At 65.7% G+C, this 18272-nt stretch carries 16 protein-coding genes; 7 read left to right on the top strand and 9 right to left on the bottom strand.

The genetic code is table 11. The features are described 5' to 3' along the window. Positions 1 to 45 precede the first annotated feature (45 nt). Positions 46 to 975, top strand: a complete 930-nt coding sequence (locus tag JCQ34_RS02700) for a phosphodiesterase (RefSeq protein ID WP_286401574.1) — start codon at positions 46 to 48, stop codon at positions 973 to 975. Positions 976 to 1032: 57 nt separating this feature from the next. Here JCQ34_RS02700 and JCQ34_RS02705 read toward each other — a convergent pair whose 3' ends face one another. Together JCQ34_RS02705 and JCQ34_RS02710 are read right to left on the bottom strand one after the other, a co-directional pair. After that, positions 1033 to 2658 carry a stealth family protein gene (locus tag JCQ34_RS02705; RefSeq protein ID WP_434738927.1) on the bottom strand — a complete coding sequence of 542 codons (1626 nt, stop codon included), beginning with the start codon at positions 2656 to 2658 and terminating at the stop codon, positions 1033 to 1035. A gap of 94 nt (positions 2659 to 2752) precedes the next feature. Continuing rightward, positions 2753 to 3682 carry a hypothetical protein gene (locus JCQ34_RS02710; protein ID WP_286401580.1) on the bottom strand — a complete coding sequence of 310 codons (930 nt, stop codon included), beginning with the start codon at positions 3680 to 3682 and terminating at the stop codon, positions 2753 to 2755. Between the two features lie 138 nt (positions 3683 to 3820). Between JCQ34_RS02710 and JCQ34_RS02715 the strand changes: the two genes are divergently transcribed. Continuing rightward, positions 3821 to 4120, top strand: coding sequence for a type II toxin-antitoxin system VapB family antitoxin (locus JCQ34_RS02715; RefSeq protein ID WP_286404266.1), 300 nt, complete (start codon positions 3821 to 3823; stop codon positions 4118 to 4120). Next, complete coding sequence (locus JCQ34_RS02720) at positions 4113 to 4775, top strand: LytR C-terminal domain-containing protein (protein ID WP_286401582.1); 663 nt, start codon at positions 4113 to 4115, stop codon at positions 4773 to 4775. The genes JCQ34_RS02715 and JCQ34_RS02720 overlap by 8 nt, the downstream gene beginning before the upstream one ends. A gap of 30 nt (positions 4776 to 4805) precedes the next feature. Here JCQ34_RS02720 and JCQ34_RS02725 read toward each other — a convergent pair whose 3' ends face one another. Both JCQ34_RS02725 and JCQ34_RS02730 read right to left on the bottom strand, forming a co-directional pair. Further along, positions 4806 to 5456, bottom strand: coding sequence for a TetR/AcrR family transcriptional regulator (locus JCQ34_RS02725; RefSeq protein ID WP_286401585.1), 651 nt, complete (start codon positions 5454 to 5456; stop codon positions 4806 to 4808). A gap of 35 nt (positions 5457 to 5491) precedes the next feature. Then, on the bottom strand, positions 5492 to 6190 hold the full coding sequence (locus JCQ34_RS02730; RefSeq protein ID WP_286401587.1) for a DsbA family oxidoreductase: 699 nt from the start codon (positions 6188 to 6190) through the stop codon (positions 5492 to 5494). A gap of 215 nt (positions 6191 to 6405) precedes the next feature. Between JCQ34_RS02730 and JCQ34_RS02735 the strand changes: the two genes are divergently transcribed. Both JCQ34_RS02735 and JCQ34_RS02740 read left to right on the top strand, forming a co-directional pair. After that, positions 6406 to 7467, top strand: coding sequence for a glycosyltransferase family 4 protein (locus JCQ34_RS02735; protein WP_286401589.1), 1062 nt, complete (start codon positions 6406 to 6408; stop codon positions 7465 to 7467). A gap of 58 nt (positions 7468 to 7525) precedes the next feature. Next, positions 7526 to 9706, top strand: coding sequence for an amylo-alpha-1,6-glucosidase (locus JCQ34_RS02740; protein ID WP_286401590.1), 2181 nt, complete (start codon positions 7526 to 7528; stop codon positions 9704 to 9706). Between the two features lie 8 nt (positions 9707 to 9714). Here the strand turns inward: JCQ34_RS02740 and JCQ34_RS02745 are convergent, their stop codons facing one another. Both JCQ34_RS02745 and JCQ34_RS02750 read right to left on the bottom strand, forming a co-directional pair. Next, complete coding sequence (locus JCQ34_RS02745; RefSeq protein WP_286401591.1) at positions 9715 to 10248, bottom strand: GNAT family N-acetyltransferase; 534 nt, start codon at positions 10246 to 10248, stop codon at positions 9715 to 9717. Positions 10249 to 10263: 15 nt separating this feature from the next. Further along, a complete protein-coding gene (locus JCQ34_RS02750; RefSeq protein WP_286401592.1) occupies positions 10264 to 11223 on the bottom strand; it encodes a D-2-hydroxyacid dehydrogenase family protein in 960 nt (319 codons plus the stop codon). 143 nt (positions 11224 to 11366) lie between these two features. On the opposite strand from JCQ34_RS02750, the gene JCQ34_RS02755 reads away from it, so the two are divergent. Then, positions 11367 to 12560: an MFS transporter gene (locus JCQ34_RS02755; protein WP_286401593.1), complete on the top strand. Its 1194-nt coding sequence runs from the start codon at positions 11367 to 11369 to the stop codon at positions 12558 to 12560. Between the two features lie 196 nt (positions 12561 to 12756). Here the strand turns inward: JCQ34_RS02755 and aceB are convergent, their stop codons facing one another. Together aceB and aceA are read right to left on the bottom strand one after the other, a co-directional pair. After that, positions 12757 to 14409, bottom strand: coding sequence for a malate synthase A (gene aceB, locus JCQ34_RS02760; RefSeq protein ID WP_286401594.1), 1653 nt, complete (start codon positions 14407 to 14409; stop codon positions 12757 to 12759). 250 nt (positions 14410 to 14659) lie between these two features. Continuing rightward, positions 14660 to 15988, bottom strand: coding sequence for an isocitrate lyase (gene aceA, locus JCQ34_RS02765; RefSeq protein WP_286401595.1), 1329 nt, complete (start codon positions 15986 to 15988; stop codon positions 14660 to 14662). 149 nt (positions 15989 to 16137) lie between these two features. On the opposite strand from aceA, the gene JCQ34_RS02770 reads away from it, so the two are divergent. Beyond that, the gene (locus tag JCQ34_RS02770) at positions 16138 to 17649 is read left to right on the top strand and encodes a helix-turn-helix transcriptional regulator (protein ID WP_286401596.1); all 1512 of its coding nucleotides are present in this window, start codon (positions 16138 to 16140) and stop codon (positions 17647 to 17649) included. Here the strand turns inward: JCQ34_RS02770 and JCQ34_RS02775 are convergent. Next, positions 17646 to 18065, bottom strand: a complete 420-nt coding sequence (locus JCQ34_RS02775) for a hypothetical protein (protein ID WP_286401598.1) — start codon at positions 18063 to 18065, stop codon at positions 17646 to 17648. The two genes, JCQ34_RS02770 and JCQ34_RS02775, sit on opposite strands and share 4 nt — an antisense overlap. Between the last annotated feature and the right edge of the window lie 207 nt (positions 18066 to 18272).

Below are 18272 nucleotides of genomic sequence, written 5' to 3' on the forward strand. Positions count from 1 at the left end.
AGGGTACAAGGGAAGAACGGCTTCCCACCGACCATAGAGGTAGCAATGGAGCACATCGAGGCCGAACATCCCCGGCCACGCCACTTCCTACTCCACCTGAGCGATCCCCACCTGTTGGGAGGTCCAGAACCCCTCTACGGAACCGTCGACAGCGAAGCCAGGCTTATCCAGCTGTTCGACGAAGTCAAAGCATCCGGCGCCAGGCCGGAAGCCGTGATTTTTACCGGCGACCTCGCCGACAAGGGCGATGCACAGGCCTACGTCAAGCTGCGCGCCATCGTCGAGCCCGCCTGCAAGGAACTCGGCGCCCAGGTCATTTGGGCCATGGGCAACCACGACGACCGTGCCAATTTCCGCAAGGGCCTGCTCGACCAACCCGGTACGGATGAACCGGTGGACCACAGCTACTTCATCAACGGGCTGCGCGTCATCACGCTGGACACCACCGTCCCGGGTTTCCACCACGGCGAACTGAGTGCCGCCCAGTTGGAGTGGCTGGCCCGGCAGCTGGAAACCCCCGCGCCGGACGGCACCATCCTGGCCCTCCACCACCCTCCGGTCCCGTCTGTCCTGGATCTTTCGGTGCTTGTGGAACTGCGGGACCAGGCATCCCTGGCGGCCGTGGTGCGCAACTCGGACGTCCGCACCATCCTGGCCGGCCACCTGCACTACTCCACCACTGCCAGCTTCGCCGGCGTGCCCGTGTCGGTCGCGTCCGCGTCCTGCTACACGCAGGACCTCAACGTTCCGGTGGGAGGCACCCGCGGACAGGACGGCGGCCAGGCGTTCAACCTGGTGCACGTCTACGAGCACACCATCGTGCACTCGGTGGTTCCGCTGGGCAGCTCGCCCACCGTGGGCGAGTACGTCTCACCCGAAGAAACGGCCCGGCGCCTGGAAGCGGCGGGCGTCCGGATCCCGGAAACCACCAAGCAGCTGGGGAGCTCCAAGCTCGGAATCAGCGTGCGACGCTAGGCATAGCTTGAAGGTGATGCCGGTCCCCGTTGGGGGACCGGCATTGGTCTTTCCTGGCTACTTTTCCCAGGGCGCCTTGATGGGGAAGTACCGTTCCAGGAAATCGGTCACCAGTTCGGCCCGCTCGTCCGCACTGACCTCGGGGAAGCTGCCGTCGTTCAGGCAGAAGAAGTCCATGTTCCGCTTGCCCAGCAGCTTGGGCAGGTACTTCAGCCCGGACCGCATGGTGGTGTCCACATAACGCACCTTGGCCGCTGTCTGGGTGACGGCCAGGCCGGTGAGCAGGGCGTAGTAGTGGTAGAACGAGTTGGTCACGGAGATGTTGTCCGCCGCCCGGAACCGGCTGGCCGCCGTCTTGCGGAACTCCTCAGGGAACTCTTGCTCCATCTGGCTTACCACGCTGCGCCGCAGGGGCGCGGCGGTGTGCTCAAGGTGCCGGGTGGTGATCCGCCCGAACCGGTTCCACAGCAGCTTGCGGTTCACGCGGGCGGCGTTCTCGAATCCGCTGCGCTCGGCATCGTTCTCGCCCAGGCCGATCCTGGTTTCCGCCTCGATGAACTTGGTGATGCCGCCGGGGGTAAAGAACATGTCCGGGCCCACGGGGCGGCCGAAGAACATGTCGTCGTTGGAGTAGAGGAAGTGCTCGGACAACCCCTCGATGTTGTGCAGCTGGCACTCCACCGCCTGGGAGTTGTGGGTGGGCAGCACCGAGGGATCAGAGAAGAACTCCTCGCTGCGGACGATCGTGACGGAGGGGTGGTCGGCCAACCAGGCCGGCGCGGGGGAGTCCGTGGCGATGAAGATGCGGCGGATCCAGGGCGCAAACATGTAGACCGAGCGCAGCGCGTACTTCAGCTCGTTGATTTGCCGGAAGCGGGCCTCATGGTCGTCGCCTTCACCCAGGACATGTCCCTTTTGCTGGGCGCGGCGGGCCGCGATGTATTCGGGGGAGCTGCCGTCCACCCAGGAGAAGACGATGTCGACGTCGAAGCTGATGTCGCTGGCATGGTCGGCGAACATGTTCTCGATGGTGGGCCAGGTGTGGCCGTAGCGCTCCACCGTGCCGCGGACCGCGTCCTGGCGCAGCAGGGTCCTGCGGGTCAGGGAGTTTTCGATGGGAAGGGTGAGTTGTTCGCCCTCGAAGGCCCACAGTTCGATCTGGACGCCGGCGGAGGCGCCGAACTCGAAGCCGCCCACCGGCTCAACCCGCGGACGGTAGAGGCGGAAGATGCGGCCCTGCCGGTTGGGGGACAGTTCGCCGTCGGCCACCAGGACGGATGTCTTTTTCTTGGCATCCACGGTCATGGAGTAGAAGGGCTCGTCCCGGCAGGCCTCCACCAGGGCAGCGCGAAGCTTCTTCCGGTCCTTCCAGTCCAGAGCCAGCACGGGCCGGTCGTTGTTCCCGCGGACCAGGAGGTAGGAGAGGCCGGCGTTGGCCAGGACGTTGCGCAGGAACAGCAGGTCTTCCACCATGGCCTGGTATGGGGTCCTGGTGTCGTTGATCAGGGAATAGCGGCCCTTGTGCCTGATGACGTCCGGCCGGTGGCTGAGCCGCTGCTCCGCCGCCGCCGACGTGATCTCGGCATGAAATTGTTCCTCCACGGACGCCTGGCCGCCGTAGTAGACCTCGTCCTGGACCGGTGCTTCTGTAATGGTTGTCTCCGTGCTGCTGGAAGTGGGCATTCTTACCTGCATGATAGTCCTGCAGTTGTAACGGGAGGTTTCGGAGCGCCGTCAGGGCACCCCGGTGAACGTTCGACGGCGGCCCGGCAGCGGCTCAGGCGTCCAGCGCCTCCCGCCAGGCGCGCAGGAAGGCGCCGCCGGCGTCGTCGTGGATCACTGTGGCTTCCAGCCCCAGGTCCTCCGCCGTGAGCACCGGGTAGGGCTTGTTGGGCACGCCGTCCGCAGGGCGCACGTCCACGTGCTTGACGGAATGGTCGTTGTGGTGGAGCCAATCAGCCATGGCGTAGTCGGTGCGTGAATCGCCCACCGTCCGCCACGCCTGCGGCGTGATGCCCTGGGCCGCGAGGAGTTCCACGGCGCGGCTGGCGCCCAGGTCCTTCCCCAGGCGTACGGACTCGATGTCAGTGGAAATGATGGTGGGATCCACGCGGTAGTCCACCTCGTCGTCGGAATTGGGGACGTGGTGGTCCAGCCGGACAACGCCGAGGCCGTGCCGCACCATGAGCTCCATCGCTTCGGCGTCGAACAGCTTTTGCTCGGCCAGGTAGTCGGCGCTCGGCACGTCGATGTGCTGCTCCACGGACACCATGGCCCGCTTGGTTTCATCGAAGAACATGTGCGCGGCGTAGTCCTCTGCCACCAGCCGGCGGATGTCGTCGCCATACGCTGCCGGCACGGCCAGTTCCCGGTCCACGTGGACGGGCCCGGGCCCGGCGGAGGTGTAGCTGAACCAGACGGCCCCCTTTTCGCAGATGGCGTGGATAACCGTGCCTGCCGGAATACCGGCCGCGATCATCGGTTCCATCACCTGCTCCCGGATGAAGGCGTCGGAGCGGCCGGTGTTGAAGATGACGGGAATCCCTGCCGCGGCGAGGGCCACCAGGTCCAGGATGATGTCCGCTTTAACGTTCCGGGTCACCGGGCTGGCCACCGGCCCATCCACATCCAGCAGGAGCGCCAGCGGCGGTGCGGACGGCAGGCGGATTCCGGGTGCGGGCACGGCTGGGGACTCGGTGGCTGTCATGGCTCCATTCTCTCAGCACGGGCGGGGGTGCTGCGCGGGCGCCGGGGGACGGGGGCGCTTTGTCACTGTTTGGCTACAACCTGGCACGCACCAGCCCTGCTACTTTCACTGGCGCGGCGCGGTGCCTACTGTGGCATGGTGATATTCAAAGCTGTGGGCGAGGGCCGCCCTTACCCCGACCATGGTTTCAACACCCCAAAACAGTGGGCCTCCCTGCCGCCGCGGCCCGTCCGGCTGGACGAACTGGTGACCACCAAGCGCACCCTGGACCTGGAGGCGCTGCTGGCGGAGGATTCCACCTTCTTTGGCGACCTTTTCCCGCACGTGGTGCAGTACCGGGGAACCCTGTATCTGGAGGACGGGCTGCACCGCGCGGTCCGCACCGCACTGCACCAGCGCACCGCAATCCACGCCCGGGTCCTGGTACTCGATGGCTAGGAAGCGGCCGGCGGACCCCAGCGTCCTTCACGGCCACCATGTTGTTTCCGGCCCGGAGCTGCGCGCCGCCATGGAAGCGGCCAAGGACGCCGATGAGACCGCCCGGGTCCGCCGCCGCGTACTGCACGGGGTGGTGCTGGTCCTGCTGATCGGCCTGATCGCCGCCGGCATCATCGTTGCCATGGCCATCATCAACGGGCGGCTGAAAATCCCTGCCGCCGAACCGGCCCCGACTCCGGTGTCATCCTGCCCGGCCTCGAGCTTCGACTACACACCCAACGACAAGGTCAACCTCAACGTCCTAAACTCCACCAGCCGGTCCGGGCTGGCCCGCTCGGTGGCGGACGAGTTCCTGGCACGGAAGTTCGTGGTGGGGAACGTGTCTAACATCAACGCCGGCTATCGGGGCGTGGCTGCGGTGGTGTCAGGTGCGGCCGGACAAGCGGCGGCCTTCACGGTGCAGCGCAATCTCCAGGGTTCCGACTACTTCCAGGACGGCAGGAACGACGCCAGCGTTGATGTGATCCTGGCGCAGGACTACAAGGGCCTCGTCCCGCCGGAACTTGTTGACCAGACTCCGGGCCAGCTCAGCTGCCCCCGGGAAAGCCGGCGCATAGCAGACCCTGACAAGCTGCCCGTTACGCCTGCCGCCTGATCCTCCGGCCCGGCACCTGGCGCCTGCCCGTCAGCTGGCCACCGCCGGAAGCTGCGCCACCCTGATGGGCCGCCCCCCGGCGTCGAACCTTGCACCTGCGCCCAACTGGATGAACCGCACGGTCCGGGCCACGCGGGCCTCCAGCTCGGCAGGCTCGTCGCTGCCCCTCGCCGCGCTGGAGGACAGGGTGCCCAGAATCAGTTGCGACTGCTGGCCCACGTCGGCTACGGGCAGGTAGCCCTGTTCCATGCCATCCCGCAGGATGCCCTGGAGCAGGACGCTGAGCTCACCCACGTGGTCCGAGAGTTTGGCAAAGGACGACGGCGACAGCACGGCCCCCATGGCAGGCCCAGGCGGGAGGTGGCGGCGGCTGAGGTCAACCACCTGGGCGCGGACGTACAGGGCCAGCCGGTCCACCGGGTTCTCCAGGCGCTCCAGTGCGTCGCGCAGGTCGGAAAGAAACTTTTCGGTTTCATCGAGGGCGTAGGAGATCAGGAGCTCTTCGATATCGGCGAAGTAGTTATAGACTGCAGTCCTGCCAATGCCTGCGTGGCGGGCCACGTCGGTCATGGTCAGCCCTGGAAGGCCGTGGGTGAACAGGAGCTCGCCGAAAGCGGTGAGGATGCGGCGCTGGGTCTCCGCGCGTTGTTCGGCATTGCTGGCCGCTGAAATCCTGGGCATGCGGACACTTTACCGCGATGTGTCAGTAAAGTGCGCTAGATGGCGCAACCGTCAGGACCGCAGGCTTCGGCGTCAGTGGAATTGACCAGGACCAGTGGGTTGGCTTCCTGCCAGGCCTGGTCCAGGGCTGCGGTGAACGTCTCCGTGGGCTGGGCTCCGGACAGCCCGAACTTGCGGTCGATCACAAAGAACGGGACACCGCTGATGCCCAGGCCCCGGGCTTCCTGGAAGTCGAACCGTACCTCGTCCGAGTACTTGTCCGTGGTGAACAGCTCATCCACCTCGGCGGCCGGCAGCCCCAGGTCCTTGCCGAGGGCGGACAGGTACTCCCGGCTGCCGATGTCCTTGCCGTGCTCGAAGTGGTCGCTGAGCAGGCGTTCCTTCGCCGCATCCTGTTTGCCGTGTGCCGCGGCCAGGTGGATCAGCCGGTGGGCGGTGAAGCTGTTCGCCACCACCACTTTGTCGAACCGGTAGTCCAGGCCTTCGCCCTTTGCCTGCTGGGCCACGTGCTCGAACATTTGGGAAACCTGCTGGGCCGGCATGCCCTTGCGGCTGCTCAGGTACTCCAGTTCGGTGCCGTCGTAGTGTTCCGGAAGCGTGGGATCCAGCTGGTAGCTGCGCCACACCACGTCAACGGCATCGCGGTGGGGAAATGCGGCCAGGGCAGCCTCGAACCGGCGCTTGCCGATGAAGCACCACGGGCAGGCGACGTCGGACCAGATCTCAATCTTCATGTCCTGCACAACCCGCGGGCTTCCGCCACCATTCCTGGCCCCGGGTATGAGATGTCCCACAACCGGGTCTTGTGGCCGGGGCAATCCTGCGGAATAGTCGGAGCAGAGGTCATGCAGCGGGCCCTTTCGGAAAGCACCGCGGCGCAGGTAATACGCCCGGTGAAGTATTGCCCGGCCAGCTGGGGAGCCCGGCCTGTCAAACCTGGGAGCCAGGAATGCGGATTGGACTTGTCACAGGGCCGTGGATTCAGGTGCCACCGGCAACGTACGGCGGAACCGAGAGAGTGGTGGACACGCTGGCCAGGGGCTTCGCGGCCTCCGGGCATGAGGTGCTTTTGGCAGCACCGTCAGACAGCACCTGCCCCGTGCAGTTGGTGCCCGGGATGCGGCCCACCGACTATGGGGGGCTGGGGACCACGCTCTCCGAGCTCAGCCACGTGGTCAGGGCTTACGAGGGGCTGAAGGGCGTGGACATCATCCACGACCACACGCTTGCGGGTCCCCTCTACCTGCACCGGCCCGGCGGGGTTCCGCTGGCAACCACCATCCACGGGCCAATCCACGAACAGGCTGCGGACATCTACCGTGCCGTAGCCAGGAGTGGAGCGGTCATAGCCATCTCCAGGGACCAGGCATCCCACGCACCCACGGTTCCCGTGACCCGCGTGATTCACCATGGAATGGACCTTTCCGCCGTACCGGTTGGGTCCGGAAGCGGCGGCTACCTGTGCTTCGTGGGCCGATCATGCCCGGATAAGGGCCTGGTTGAGGCCATCGCCATCGCGCGGCAGGCCGACATGCATCTTAAGATCGCGGTCAAAATGCGGGAGCCGGAAGAAATCCGCTACTTCCGGGATGTCATTGAACCGATGCTTGGGCCCAACGAGGACTTCGTGGGCGAGGTGGACGACGCCACCAAATACCGGCTGATGGGGGAGGCGGCAGCCTTCCTGAACCCTATCCAGTGGTCGGAGCCGTTCGGCTTGGTGATGATCGAAGCCCTGGCCACCGGAACGCCCGTGGTAGGGACGTACATCGGTTCCGCCCCGGAGATCGTTAAGCACGGACGCACGGGATTCCTGGGAAAGACAGAGGAGCTGGCCGGCTTCGTTCCTGCTGCTGCAGCACTGGACAGGGCTGGGTGCCGCAAATCCGTGGAGGACAGGTTCAGTGCCGAACGGATGGTTGCCGAGCACCTGGAACTCTACAGCGACCTGATTGAAGGGAGGATGCCGCCAGGGGTTCCGCACGGTACCCGGTTGCACCAGAATCGATAGGGGCAGAACTGCATTCCCGATCCCCCGGGAAGCGTCCCCTTCAGAAGGGAGTCCTTCCATGACAGCCTGGAACGCAGACAATGAGGCCACCGTTTCCGAGTCGGGCTCAGTCACTGTCCTGGAGGGTTCGTCCTTCTGTATTTCCTCGGGCAGTGGCGACATCAGTCCAGATGCCGGCACGAACGGAGCGTTCTACCAGGACACCCGCATCGTGTCCCGCTGGGTTCTGCGCGTCAACGGCTCGCTGCGCGAACCGCTTTCGGCCCAGCGCCCCCAACCCTTCCAGGCCACCTTCGTAGGGCGGGCAAAGTGGCCCGGCGGGAGATTCGACAGCCCGCTGGTGGTCCGGCAGGTCCGGCACATCGGCCCGGGCCTGCAGGACGACATCACGCTGGAAAATTATGCCGCCGAGCCCGTGGAATGCGACATCGAACTCCTGGTGGATGCCGACCAGGCCGACCTGTTTGACGTAAAAGGTGGACGCACCACGGGAGCGGATGACACCACCCGGACGGTGTCCGAGGGCAGGCTTGTCATCGAGGCCGGGCGCCATGGCCAGCAGCGCGGCTCCGCCATTGGGGCCCGGGACGCAGAGGTCAGCACGGACGGACTGCGCTTCCGGGTGACTGTCCCGGCCCGGGGCAAATGGGCCACCAGTGTCATTGTGGTGCCGCTGGTGAACGGTGAAGCGCCGGAAGAGCCATTCAAGGAAGGACAACTGCCGCATCACCGCGAGGGTGTGCGACGGCACCTGGCCTGGGAAGAGAACATCCCGCGGATCAGCATTGAGGACACCAGCCTCCAGAACCTGCTCAACCGAAGCCAGAGCGATCTTGGTGCCCTTCGCATCTTCGATGCCCATCACCCGGAACGGGCAGCGGTTGCTGCCGGTGCGCCATGGTTCATGGCCCTGTTCGGGCGGGATTCGCTGCTGACCTCCTACATGAGCCTGATGGTCAATCCCAACCTTGCCCTGGGCACCCTGCAGACCCTGGCCGGAATCCAGGGGAAGAAGGTGGACCCGGATTCGGAGGAAGAACCGGGGCGCATTCCCCATGAGGTTCGGCTCGGCGTGACGGCGGGCCTTTCCCTCGGCGGCACGGCGTACTACGGCACGGCGGATGCGACACCGCTTTTTGTAGCGGTCCTCGGTGAGCTGAGCCGTTGGGGGCTGTCCCGGGACAAGATCCAGCCGCTGCTGGCCCACGCCGACCGTGCACTGGACTGGATCGAAAATTACGGCGACCGGGACGGTGATGGATTCGTCGAATACCTCCGCGCCAATGACCATGGCCTGGTCAACCAGGGCTGGAAGGACTCCTGGGACGGCATCAACTTCGCCGACGGCACCATCGCCGAAGCCCCGATCGCCCTGTGCGAAGTCCAGGCCTATGTGTACTCCGCCTACCTGGGCAGGTCACTGCTGGCCCATTGGAGCGGCGACCCGGCCCTGGAACTGCACTGGGCCGACAAGGCAGCGGCGTTCAAGGAGGAGTTCAACAAGAAGTTCTGGCTGCCGGACAAGGGCTATTATGCGGTGGCGCTGGACAAGGACAAGCGGCCGGTCGACGCCCTGACCTCCAACATCGGCCATTGCCTGTGGACCGGCATCGTGGACCAGGACAAAGCGGTGTCCGTGATGGAGCATCTGATGTCCCCACAGATGTTCACCGGATGGGGCATCCGTACGCTGGCCTCGGACATGGGCGCCTATAACCCCGTCAGCTACCACAACGGCTCCGTGTGGCCGCACGATACGGCGCTGGTAGCCACGGGCCTGATGCGCTACGGGTTCGTGGACGAGGCCAAGCGGGTGGCCCTGGGAATCTTCGACGCTGCCGCGCACTTCGACGGTCGGCTGCCGGAACTGTTCTGCGGTTTCGACCGCGGAGAGTTTCCCAGCCCGGTGCCTTATCCCACGGCATGCTCACCTCAAGCGTGGGCTGCCGCGGCGCCCGTGCAACTCGCCCGCATCCTGCTCCGGTTCGACCCCGTCTTCACCCGGGACGTGGTGCACCTGGCACCCATCCTGCCTGAGGTGGTGGGCACCTTCCGGGCGGAGAACGTCCTGCTCGACTCCAGCCGGGTCACCATCAGCGCAGCCGGAACCAAAGGCAGTGTCGAGGGCCTTCCGCCGGGGCTCAAGCTCCTGACCGAGCCCCGGCCCCCGCTGGCCTACCCGCCGAACGGTTTTGCCGGGAGTTCCGTGCGGCACGGACTCAACCAGCCCGGCGCCTGATCCCGGGTTCAGGGGAGGGCGCGCTCCAGGACGAAGTCATGTTCAACGGTGCTGCCCAGCCGGAAGGACTTGGTGCCCACCTTGTGGAAACCGGACTTTTCGTAGAACCGGATGGCCCGGGCGTTCTGGCTGTTCACGCCCAGCCAGGCTCCGGCGCCGCCGCCTCCTGCCGCCGCCTGCAGGCTGGCGTGCATGAGTTCGGCTGCCGCGCCCAGGCCGTGGTAGTCAGGGTGGACGTAGCACTTGCTGATTTCGACGGACGGCAGCAACTTCAGGACAGAGGCCACGTCGGGATCGGTGGCGGGCCGGTCCACCAGCAGGCTGTAGCCGTTGAGCTGCCCGCCGGCGTCGATGACCAGGATGGTGGTGTCCGGGTCCGCAAGGTACCCCTTGAAGTGTTCTTCGCTCAGGGTGTTGGCCAGGTGGGCGGCAATATCGGCAGGTGACGACGACGGCGGGCAGGCCAGCGGAAAGGTGACGGCCGCCAGCGCAGCCAGCGCGCCGGCGTCGTCCGCTGTTGCCCTGCGGATGGTGTGGGTCATGCTGTTCTTTCGGGTTCAGGCGGTGATGGTTCGGATGGGGGAGCCGGCCAGCCAGGCGGTGATGTCCTCAAGGGCGCCGCCGTAGAACTGCCGGTAGCTTTCCTGGGTGACGTACCCCAGGTGCGGGGAGAGTACGGTGTTGGGTGCAGCCAGGAGCGGGTGACCGGCCTGCAGCGGTTCCTGGTCGAAGACGTCCAGGGCGGCGCCGCGGATCCACCCCTCGTTCAGCGCTTTGATCAGCGCTTCCTGGTCCACCAGCGGTCCGCGGGAGGTGTTTACCAGGATGCCGTCAGGCCCCAGGAGCCTCAGTTCTGCCTCGCCCACCGTGTTCTCCGAGCGTGGGGAGAGCCTCAGGTGGAGGGTGGCCACATCGGCAACCGTGAAGAGCTCCTCCTTGGAAACCAGCCGGGCCCCGGCCTCCTTGGCTGCTTCCGCCGTGAGGTTCTGGCTCCACGCCACCACGTCCATGCCGAAGGCCTGCCCGTAGGCGGCCACCCGCCGGCCGATTTTGCCCAGCCCCACGATCCCCAGGGTCTTTCCGGCCAACTCCACCCCGACCGTCGACTGCCACGTTCCGGCCCGGAGGGAGGACTCCTCCGCGGGAAGGTGCCGGGCGATGGCCAGCAGCAGGGCCCAGGTCAGTTCCGGCGCTGCAGCGGGCGAACCGTTCGTGCCGCACACCGTCACCCCGTGCTCGGCCGCGGCTGCCACGTCGATGGCGGCGTTCGCCATTCCGGTGGTGACCAGCAGCTCAAGCCCCGGAAGCCTCTCAAACACCTCACGCGGGAACGCGGTCCGCTCGCGCATCGCGATCACCATGGTGGTGTCTGCCAGCGCGGAAACCAGGGCGTCCTGGGAAGCGAAAGGCTCACGGTAGGACGTCACGGCGACCCCTTCCGCCTCCAGGGCCGCGAAGTCGGCGAAGCCGTGGGCCACGTCCTGGTAGTCGTCGAGGATGGCCAGGCGGTGCGTCATGGGTGTCCTTCCCAGTGTGCTGCGTCCTTGGGTCACGTTCATCGTATGGCAGCGCCGCCCGGGAGGGTGCCTGAAACTCCAGCAACGCCGGGCATGATAGCAATGGGAGTGATGAATCCACGCCCATTCCCGATTTTGCCCCTGTGAGCGGCCGCGTCCTCTCCCGCATCCCGAAGAGCTGGGTCCTGCTGGCCTGCATCGGCCTGCTTGCGCTGAACCTCCGCGGCCCTTTCGTTGCCGTAGCACCCCTGGTGGACCTCATGCAGGCGGAGCTGCACTTTTCGCCGGTCATGCTGGGGCTGCTGACCAGCATTCCCGTGCTCTGCTTTTCGCTCGCTGCTCCCTTGGCGTCCCTTGCTTCGCGGAAATTCGGTGCCGAGTTCGCCGTTACGCTGACCATCGTGGGGGTCCTGGCCGGTGTGCTGGTGCGCTCCGCTGGGGGACCGGTGCTGGTGGTGGCCGGCACGGTGGTTATCGGGGTTGCCATCACGGTGGGAAACATCGCGGTGCCGCTGATCATCCGGCGGGACTTTGCGCCGCGGCGGCAGGGGACCGCGATGGGGATCTACACCGCCGCACTGAACATTGGGTCCTTCCTGACCTCGGTCATCATGGCCCCGCTCGCGGCCGCGACGGGGTGGCGGCTGGCTTTGGCAGCAGTTGCCGTCCTGGCAGTCGCAGCGGTGGTGGTGTGGGTGCTGGCTGTTGGGCCCCGGACCGCATTCCTGGCCGTGGCTGAGGATGACGCAGATGCACCCCGTGCCCCGGCGGCCCGTTCCGGCTGGATCACCTTCGGGCTCACGGCCGGGTTCGGTGGCCAGGCGTTCTCCTACTACGGCGTCACGGCGTGGCTGCCCAGCTACCTGCATGACGAGCTGGGCATGACGGCCGCGGAAGCCGGAGCCGCCTCCTCCATCTTCCAGATCCTTGCCATCGTGGGCGGGCTCGGCGTGCCCTTTGCGGCCAAATACATGAGTACGACTGCGGTCGCGGTCACCCTGGGCGCCCTGTGGCTTCCCGTTCCGGTGGGGCTGCTTCTTGCGCCGCAGCTGTGGTGGCTGTGGTCAACGTCCGGCGGCATCGCCCAGGGCGGCGGCATCACGCTGATCTTCATCGCCATCATCAAGCTGGCCCGCGACCAGGCTTCCGCCGGGCGGATGTCCGCCACGGTCCAGGGCCTGGGCTACTGCCTCGGGGCGGTGGCCCCGCCGCTGGTGGGCTTCGTGCACGACAGCTCGGAGTCGTGGACCCCTGCGTTGCTGGTCATCCTGGTTTCGGTGCTGACCTTCTTCGTCAGCACCACCCTCTCCGTGCGAAAGGTGCCGAAGGGGCGCTAAGGCGGGGCGCCGCCGTCGCGCTTCCCTTAAACCCCACCGCGAGATGGCATTTAAGGCCGATGGTTCCTCGGAACACTGCCCATAAATGCCATCTCGCGGATGGAATGTAATGCTCCGTTACCGGGCCGGCGCCCCGGATTTCGGGGGGCCTGTTGCGAAGGGCGTGCCGGCCCGGCAAACGGAAGTTTCTTGAGTGTCAGGCCGCAGCCAGCTCCTCAACGGTTGCCTTCTCGCGGGCCTCGGTCAGGTAGCGGGCGTAGGCGGGGAGGGTAAGGAAGGACGGGAACTCGGTGGCCAGGGTGACCTCTTCGAAGATGTCGCGGGCATCCTCGAACCGATCGCCGTCGAAGCGTTCCAGCCTGGCGAACTCCTCGTCCAGGAGCTCCTCCACCCACTCGTGGCTGACGATCTCGCCGTGGTCGGTGATGGCCCGGGCGTAGATCCACTGCCACAGCTGGGAGCGGGAGATTTCGGCGGTGGCGGCGTCCTCCATGAGGTTGTGGATGGCCACCGCACCGTTGCCGCGCAGCCAGGACTCGATGTAGCGGATGCCCACTTCGATGTTGTTCCGGATGCCCTGTTCGGTGATGGTGCCGTGCAGGGAGGCGATATCGATGAGGGCGCGGTCGTCAGAGGTGACGTCCTCGCGGAGCATGCCGAGCTGGTTGGGCCGTTCGCCGAGGACGCTGTCGAACACCTCGCGGCAGATGGGCACCAGGTCCGGGTGGGCAACCCAGGAGCCGTCGAAGCCGTCGTTGGCCTCGCGGGTCTTGTCGGCGCGGACCTTCTCGAGCGCGTTGGCGTTGGCTTCGGGGTCCTTGCGATTGGGTACGGCCGCGGCCATGCCGCCGATGGCCATGGCGCCGCGCTTGTGGCAGGCGCGGACCAGCTGTTCGGTGTAGGCGCGCATGAAGGGGGCGGTCATGGTCACCTGGCTGCGGTCCGGCATCACGAAGCGGGGGCCGCGGGTGCGGAAATTCTTGATGATGGAGAAGATGTAGTCCCAGCGGCCCGCGTTCAGGCCCGCGGCATGGTCGCGCAGTTCGTAGAGGATCTCCTCCATCTCGAATGCGGCGGTGATGGTTTCGATCAGCACCGTGGCGCGGATGGTGCCCTGCGGGATGCCGAGCAGGTCCTGGGCCAGGATGAAGATGTCGTTCCACAGCCGGGCTTCGAGGTGGTTCTCGATCTTGGGCAGGTAGAAGTACGGGCCCTTGCCCTGGGCCAGCAGGCGGCGGGCGTTGTGGAAGAAGAACAGGCCGAAGTCCACGATGCCACCGGCAATTGGCTGGCCATCGATCAGCATGTGCTTCTCCGGCAGGTGCCAGCCGCGGGGACGGACCACGATGGTGGGCAGGTCGCCGGCCGGGCGGAGCTTGTATTCCTTCCCCTCTTCACTGGTGAAATCGATCCGGCGCTCCAGGGCATCCGTCAGGTTCAGCTGGCCCTTGATGACGTTGCGCCATGTGGGGGTGGAGGAGTCCTCCATGTCAGCGAGCCACACCTTGGCGCCCGAGTTCAGGGCGTTGATGGTCATCTTCTTGTCGACCGGCCCGGTGATTTCCACGCGGCGGTCCTCCAAGCCGGGTGCGGGGGGAGCAACCCGCCACGACGGATCGTTGCGGATGTGCTCGGTCTCCCGGAGGAACCGGGGATCGGCGCCCGCCGCGATGTCGGCGCGCCGTGCCCGCCGTGCCTGGAGCAGCTCCTGACGCCGCTCGGCAGTGGCCCGGTGCAGCTTGGCGATAAAGGACAGGGCATCCGGCGTGAGCACTTCATCCTGCCGGCAAATCGGCTGCGCGGTGAGGGTTATGCCATTGATCGTGAAGTTATCGGTGAAGCTGTTCATCTCAGTCTCCTTAAAGACGAAAGGGAAGTTCGACGGCGGGACTTACCTGGGTGGGCCGGGATCGGAAATCCTCCGCGTGCTATCCCCATCCCCGGCGTAAGACCTCGCAAAGCTCGGTCGACGCCGGGGACAGGGCCCCTTTACGCACTCTTCCGGATTCCCCATCCCGGCCAGGCGACGTCACGCTCAGGCGCGTGCCGCCGTCGTGCCTCTTCGGTGAGCGAGGCGAATGGCTCACCTTGGGCGAAAATTAGTGGAACTGGCCCTCTTCGGTGGATCCCACGAGGGCGAGGGTCGACGCGTTCGGGTTGAGCGCCGTGGAGATGGTGTCGAAGTAGCCGGTGCCGACTTCGCGCTGGTGCTTGGTTGCGGTGTAGCCGCGGGACTCGGAGGCGAATTCCTTTTCCTGGAGTTCGACGTAGGCGCTCATGCCTTCACGGGCGTAGCCGTGGGCGAGGTCGAACATCGAGTAGTTCAGGGCGTGGAAACCGGCCAGGGTGATGAACTGGAACGTGAAGCCCATGGCGCCGAGTTCCCGCTGGAACTTGGCGATGGTGTCGTCGTCCAGGTGCTTGCGCCAGTTGAAGGACGGCGAGCAGTTGTAGGAGAGCATCTGGTCCGGGAACTCGGCCTTGACGGATTCGGCGAACTTGCGGGCCAGTTCCAGGTCAGGGGTGCCCGTCTCCATCCAGATGAGGTCGGAGTACGGGGCGTAGGCCTTGGCGCGGGCGATGCAGGGTTCGATACCGTTGCGGACCTTGTAGAAGCCCTCGGCTGTGCGCTCGCCGGTGATGAATTCCTGGTCGCGCTCGTCGACGTCGGAGGTAATCAGGGTGGCGGCCTCGGCGTCGGTGCGGGCGATGACGACTGTGGGGGTGCCGGCGACGTCGGCTGCCAGGCGGGCGGCGTTCAGGGTGCGGACGTGCTGCTGGGTGGGGATGAGGACCTTGCCGCCCAGGTGGCCGCACTTCTTTTCGGATGCGAGCTGGTCTTCCCAGTGAACGCCGGATGCGCCGGCCTGGATCATGGACTTCATGAGCTCGTAGGCGTTGAGCGGGCCGCCGAAGCCGGCTTCGGCGTCGGCAACGATGGGGACCAGCCAGTCCTCAACAGACTGGATGCCTTCGGAGAATTCGATCTGGTCTGCGCGGAGCAGGGCGTTGTTGATGCGGCGGACAACCGTGGGGACCGAGTTGGCCGGGTAGAGGGACTGGTCCGGGTAGGTGTGGCCTGAGTTATTGGCGTCGGCTGCTACCTGCCAGCCGGAGAGGTAGATGGCGCGCAGCCCGGCCTTGACCTGCTGCACGGCCTGGTTGCCGGTGAGGGCGCCAAGGGCGTTGGTGTAGCCGCCGGTTTTGTGCTCCTCGGTGAGCTGCTTCCACAGCTTCTCGGAGCCCCGCCGGGCCAGGGTGTGCTCCTCGGAGACGCGGCCGCGGAGGCGGACGACGTCGGAGGCTGAGTAGTCCCGGGTCACACCTTCCCAGCGGGGGTTGGCGGCCCACTCGAGCTCCAGGGCGGCGGCCTGCTGCGTTGTGTCCTGGCTGGACGGCTGCTGGGTGGGCTCAAATGCTGCAGTCATCGTTGATCTCCTTGATTGAGCTCCGGATGGAGTAGGTGGGAACCGCGTCGTTGAGGCTCCCACCGGCTTATCCGGTGCGGTGTTTCTTTCCGTGACAACTACTTTTCAGCACTTTCAACCCCCTTTCTAGATAAGAAGTCTGGAAAGAAATGCACTTCTTCACGTATTCTTCAGAAATGTCGCCTTCAAGCTGGAACAGGGACGTTTCCCAGCCACAGTCCACCGCCGCAGCGGAACTGGATGTCATCGCGCTGGGCCGCCGGGTCCGCCATTTGCGCAAACAAGCCGGGCTCACGCTCGATGACCTGAGCGCCGCCGTCGGCACCGCGCCCAGCCAGCTAAGCCTGATTGAAAACGGCAAGCGTGAGCCCAAACTGACCCTCCTCCAGCACCTCGCGGGGGCGCTCAATGTGACCATCGACCAGCTGCTCGGAGCCGAGCCTCCCAGCCGCCGGGCAGCCCTGGAAATCGAGCTGGAACGGTACCAGCGGGGGCCGCTGTACGAATCGCTGGACCTGCCCAAAATCCGCATCAGTTCGCGGCTTCCGCTGGATGTGCTGGAGGCCCAGGTGGGGCTGCTGCATGAGCTGGAACGGAAGATGAACGAGCAAGTGGCCACCCCTGAGGAGGCCCGCCGCGCCAACGGTGAACTGCGGGCCATGATGCGGGAGCGCGGCAACTACTTCCCGGAGTACGAGGCCGAGGCGCAGAAGGTCCTCAAAGAGGTGGGCTACACCTCAGGTCCGCTGAGCCAGCACGTCATCGCGGACATCGCCGAGCACCTCGGTTTCACCCTCCACCACGTGGGGGATTTACCGCATTCCACCCGCTCCGTGACGGATTTGAAGAACCGCAAAATTTACCTGACGCAGAGCCAGCGGCAGGACCATGACCCCCGCTCGGTGCTGCTGCAAGCCTTGGGCCACTACGTTCTGGGCCATGAGACACCCAAAAACTACGGCGACTTCCTGGCCCAGCGGGTGGCCACCAATTATTTCGCCGCCGCCCTGCTCCTGCCCGAACAGGCAACCGTGGATTTTTTGCAGAAAGCCAAAGCGGCCAAGGAAATAGCCGTTGAGGACATCCGGGATGCGTTCGCCGTTTCCTACGAGACCGCAGCACACCGCTTCACCAACCTGGCCACGAAGCATCTGGGCCTCACCACGCATTTCCAGAAGACACACCAGAGCGGGATCATCTACAAGGCGTATGAGAACGACGGCGTGAACTTCCCCCAGGACCACACCGGCGCCATCGAGGGGCAACCGTCGTGCAAGGCCTGGACCTCCCGCGCCGTGTTCGACGTGCCGGACAAGTTCAGTGCGTACAGCCAGTACACCGATACGCCGTCCGGCACGTACTGGTGCACGGCACGGACAGAGCGGTCCGCCAGCGGAGAGTTTTCCCTGAGCATCGGGGTGCCGTACCAGCATGTGAAGTGGTTCCGGGGCCGGGAGACCACTGCCCGGGCAACGTCCAACTGCCCGGACCCCACCTGCTGCAAGCGGCCGCCGGCCGAGCTGGCCATACAGTGGGCCGGCAACGCCTGGCCGTCAGCCCGGGCCCACTCCCACCTGCTCGCCGCGATGCCGCCCGGCGCCTTCCCCGGCGTGGACGAGACCGAGGTGTACAGCTTCCTGCAGGCCCACTCGGGGAGTTAGTCAGCGGGGGAAGCTGTGACGCCTGCAGCCGTCTCCGCGCCGCTGGGAGTCGAGCGCATGTCCAGGCAGATGATGTCCGTCAGGATGCCGCATACTGCCCGGTACGATTCCGGGTTGCCGCACCAGCGGCCGGAATCCTGGAGAAACTTTAGGAATTGCATCAGCGAATAGGTGGCCACGAGGCCTGCGTGGGCGGTATTGATTATCAGAGATACCAGTCTTGCTGCCACCTCGGCCGGGTCGAGGGCAGTGATGGAACGGCTTTCGCCAGCCTCAGGGTAGAAGCGGAAAAAGAGCTTCAGGCTCGCCAGCACCTCTTCCACGTCTGTGCTGAATGGGCGCTGGACATACCAGCAGATGAAGGCTGGGGCCAGCGTTTCCAGCTCCCGGACGTTGTCCGATAAAGGGACTGCCACTTTAGGGACGGCGGCTTTGAACGCGACTCTTGGTTGCTTTCGCACATGGTTCGTTCGTGCCGCCCGTCGGCGCTGGTTCCTGCCCACAGTGATCCTCGTTTCCTGCCTGCTCTCCTGGTCGTCCAAACAGTACGGAGGAAACTGTCGGCCCTGCGACAGCCGGAAGCACCTATGTGGAAAGTCGGCATACAAGCTGACTGAACGCCC

The sequence above is a fragment of the Pseudarthrobacter defluvii genome (assembly GCF_030323865.1).
GTDB lineage: Bacteria > Actinomycetota > Actinomycetes > Actinomycetales > Micrococcaceae > Arthrobacter > Arthrobacter sedimenti.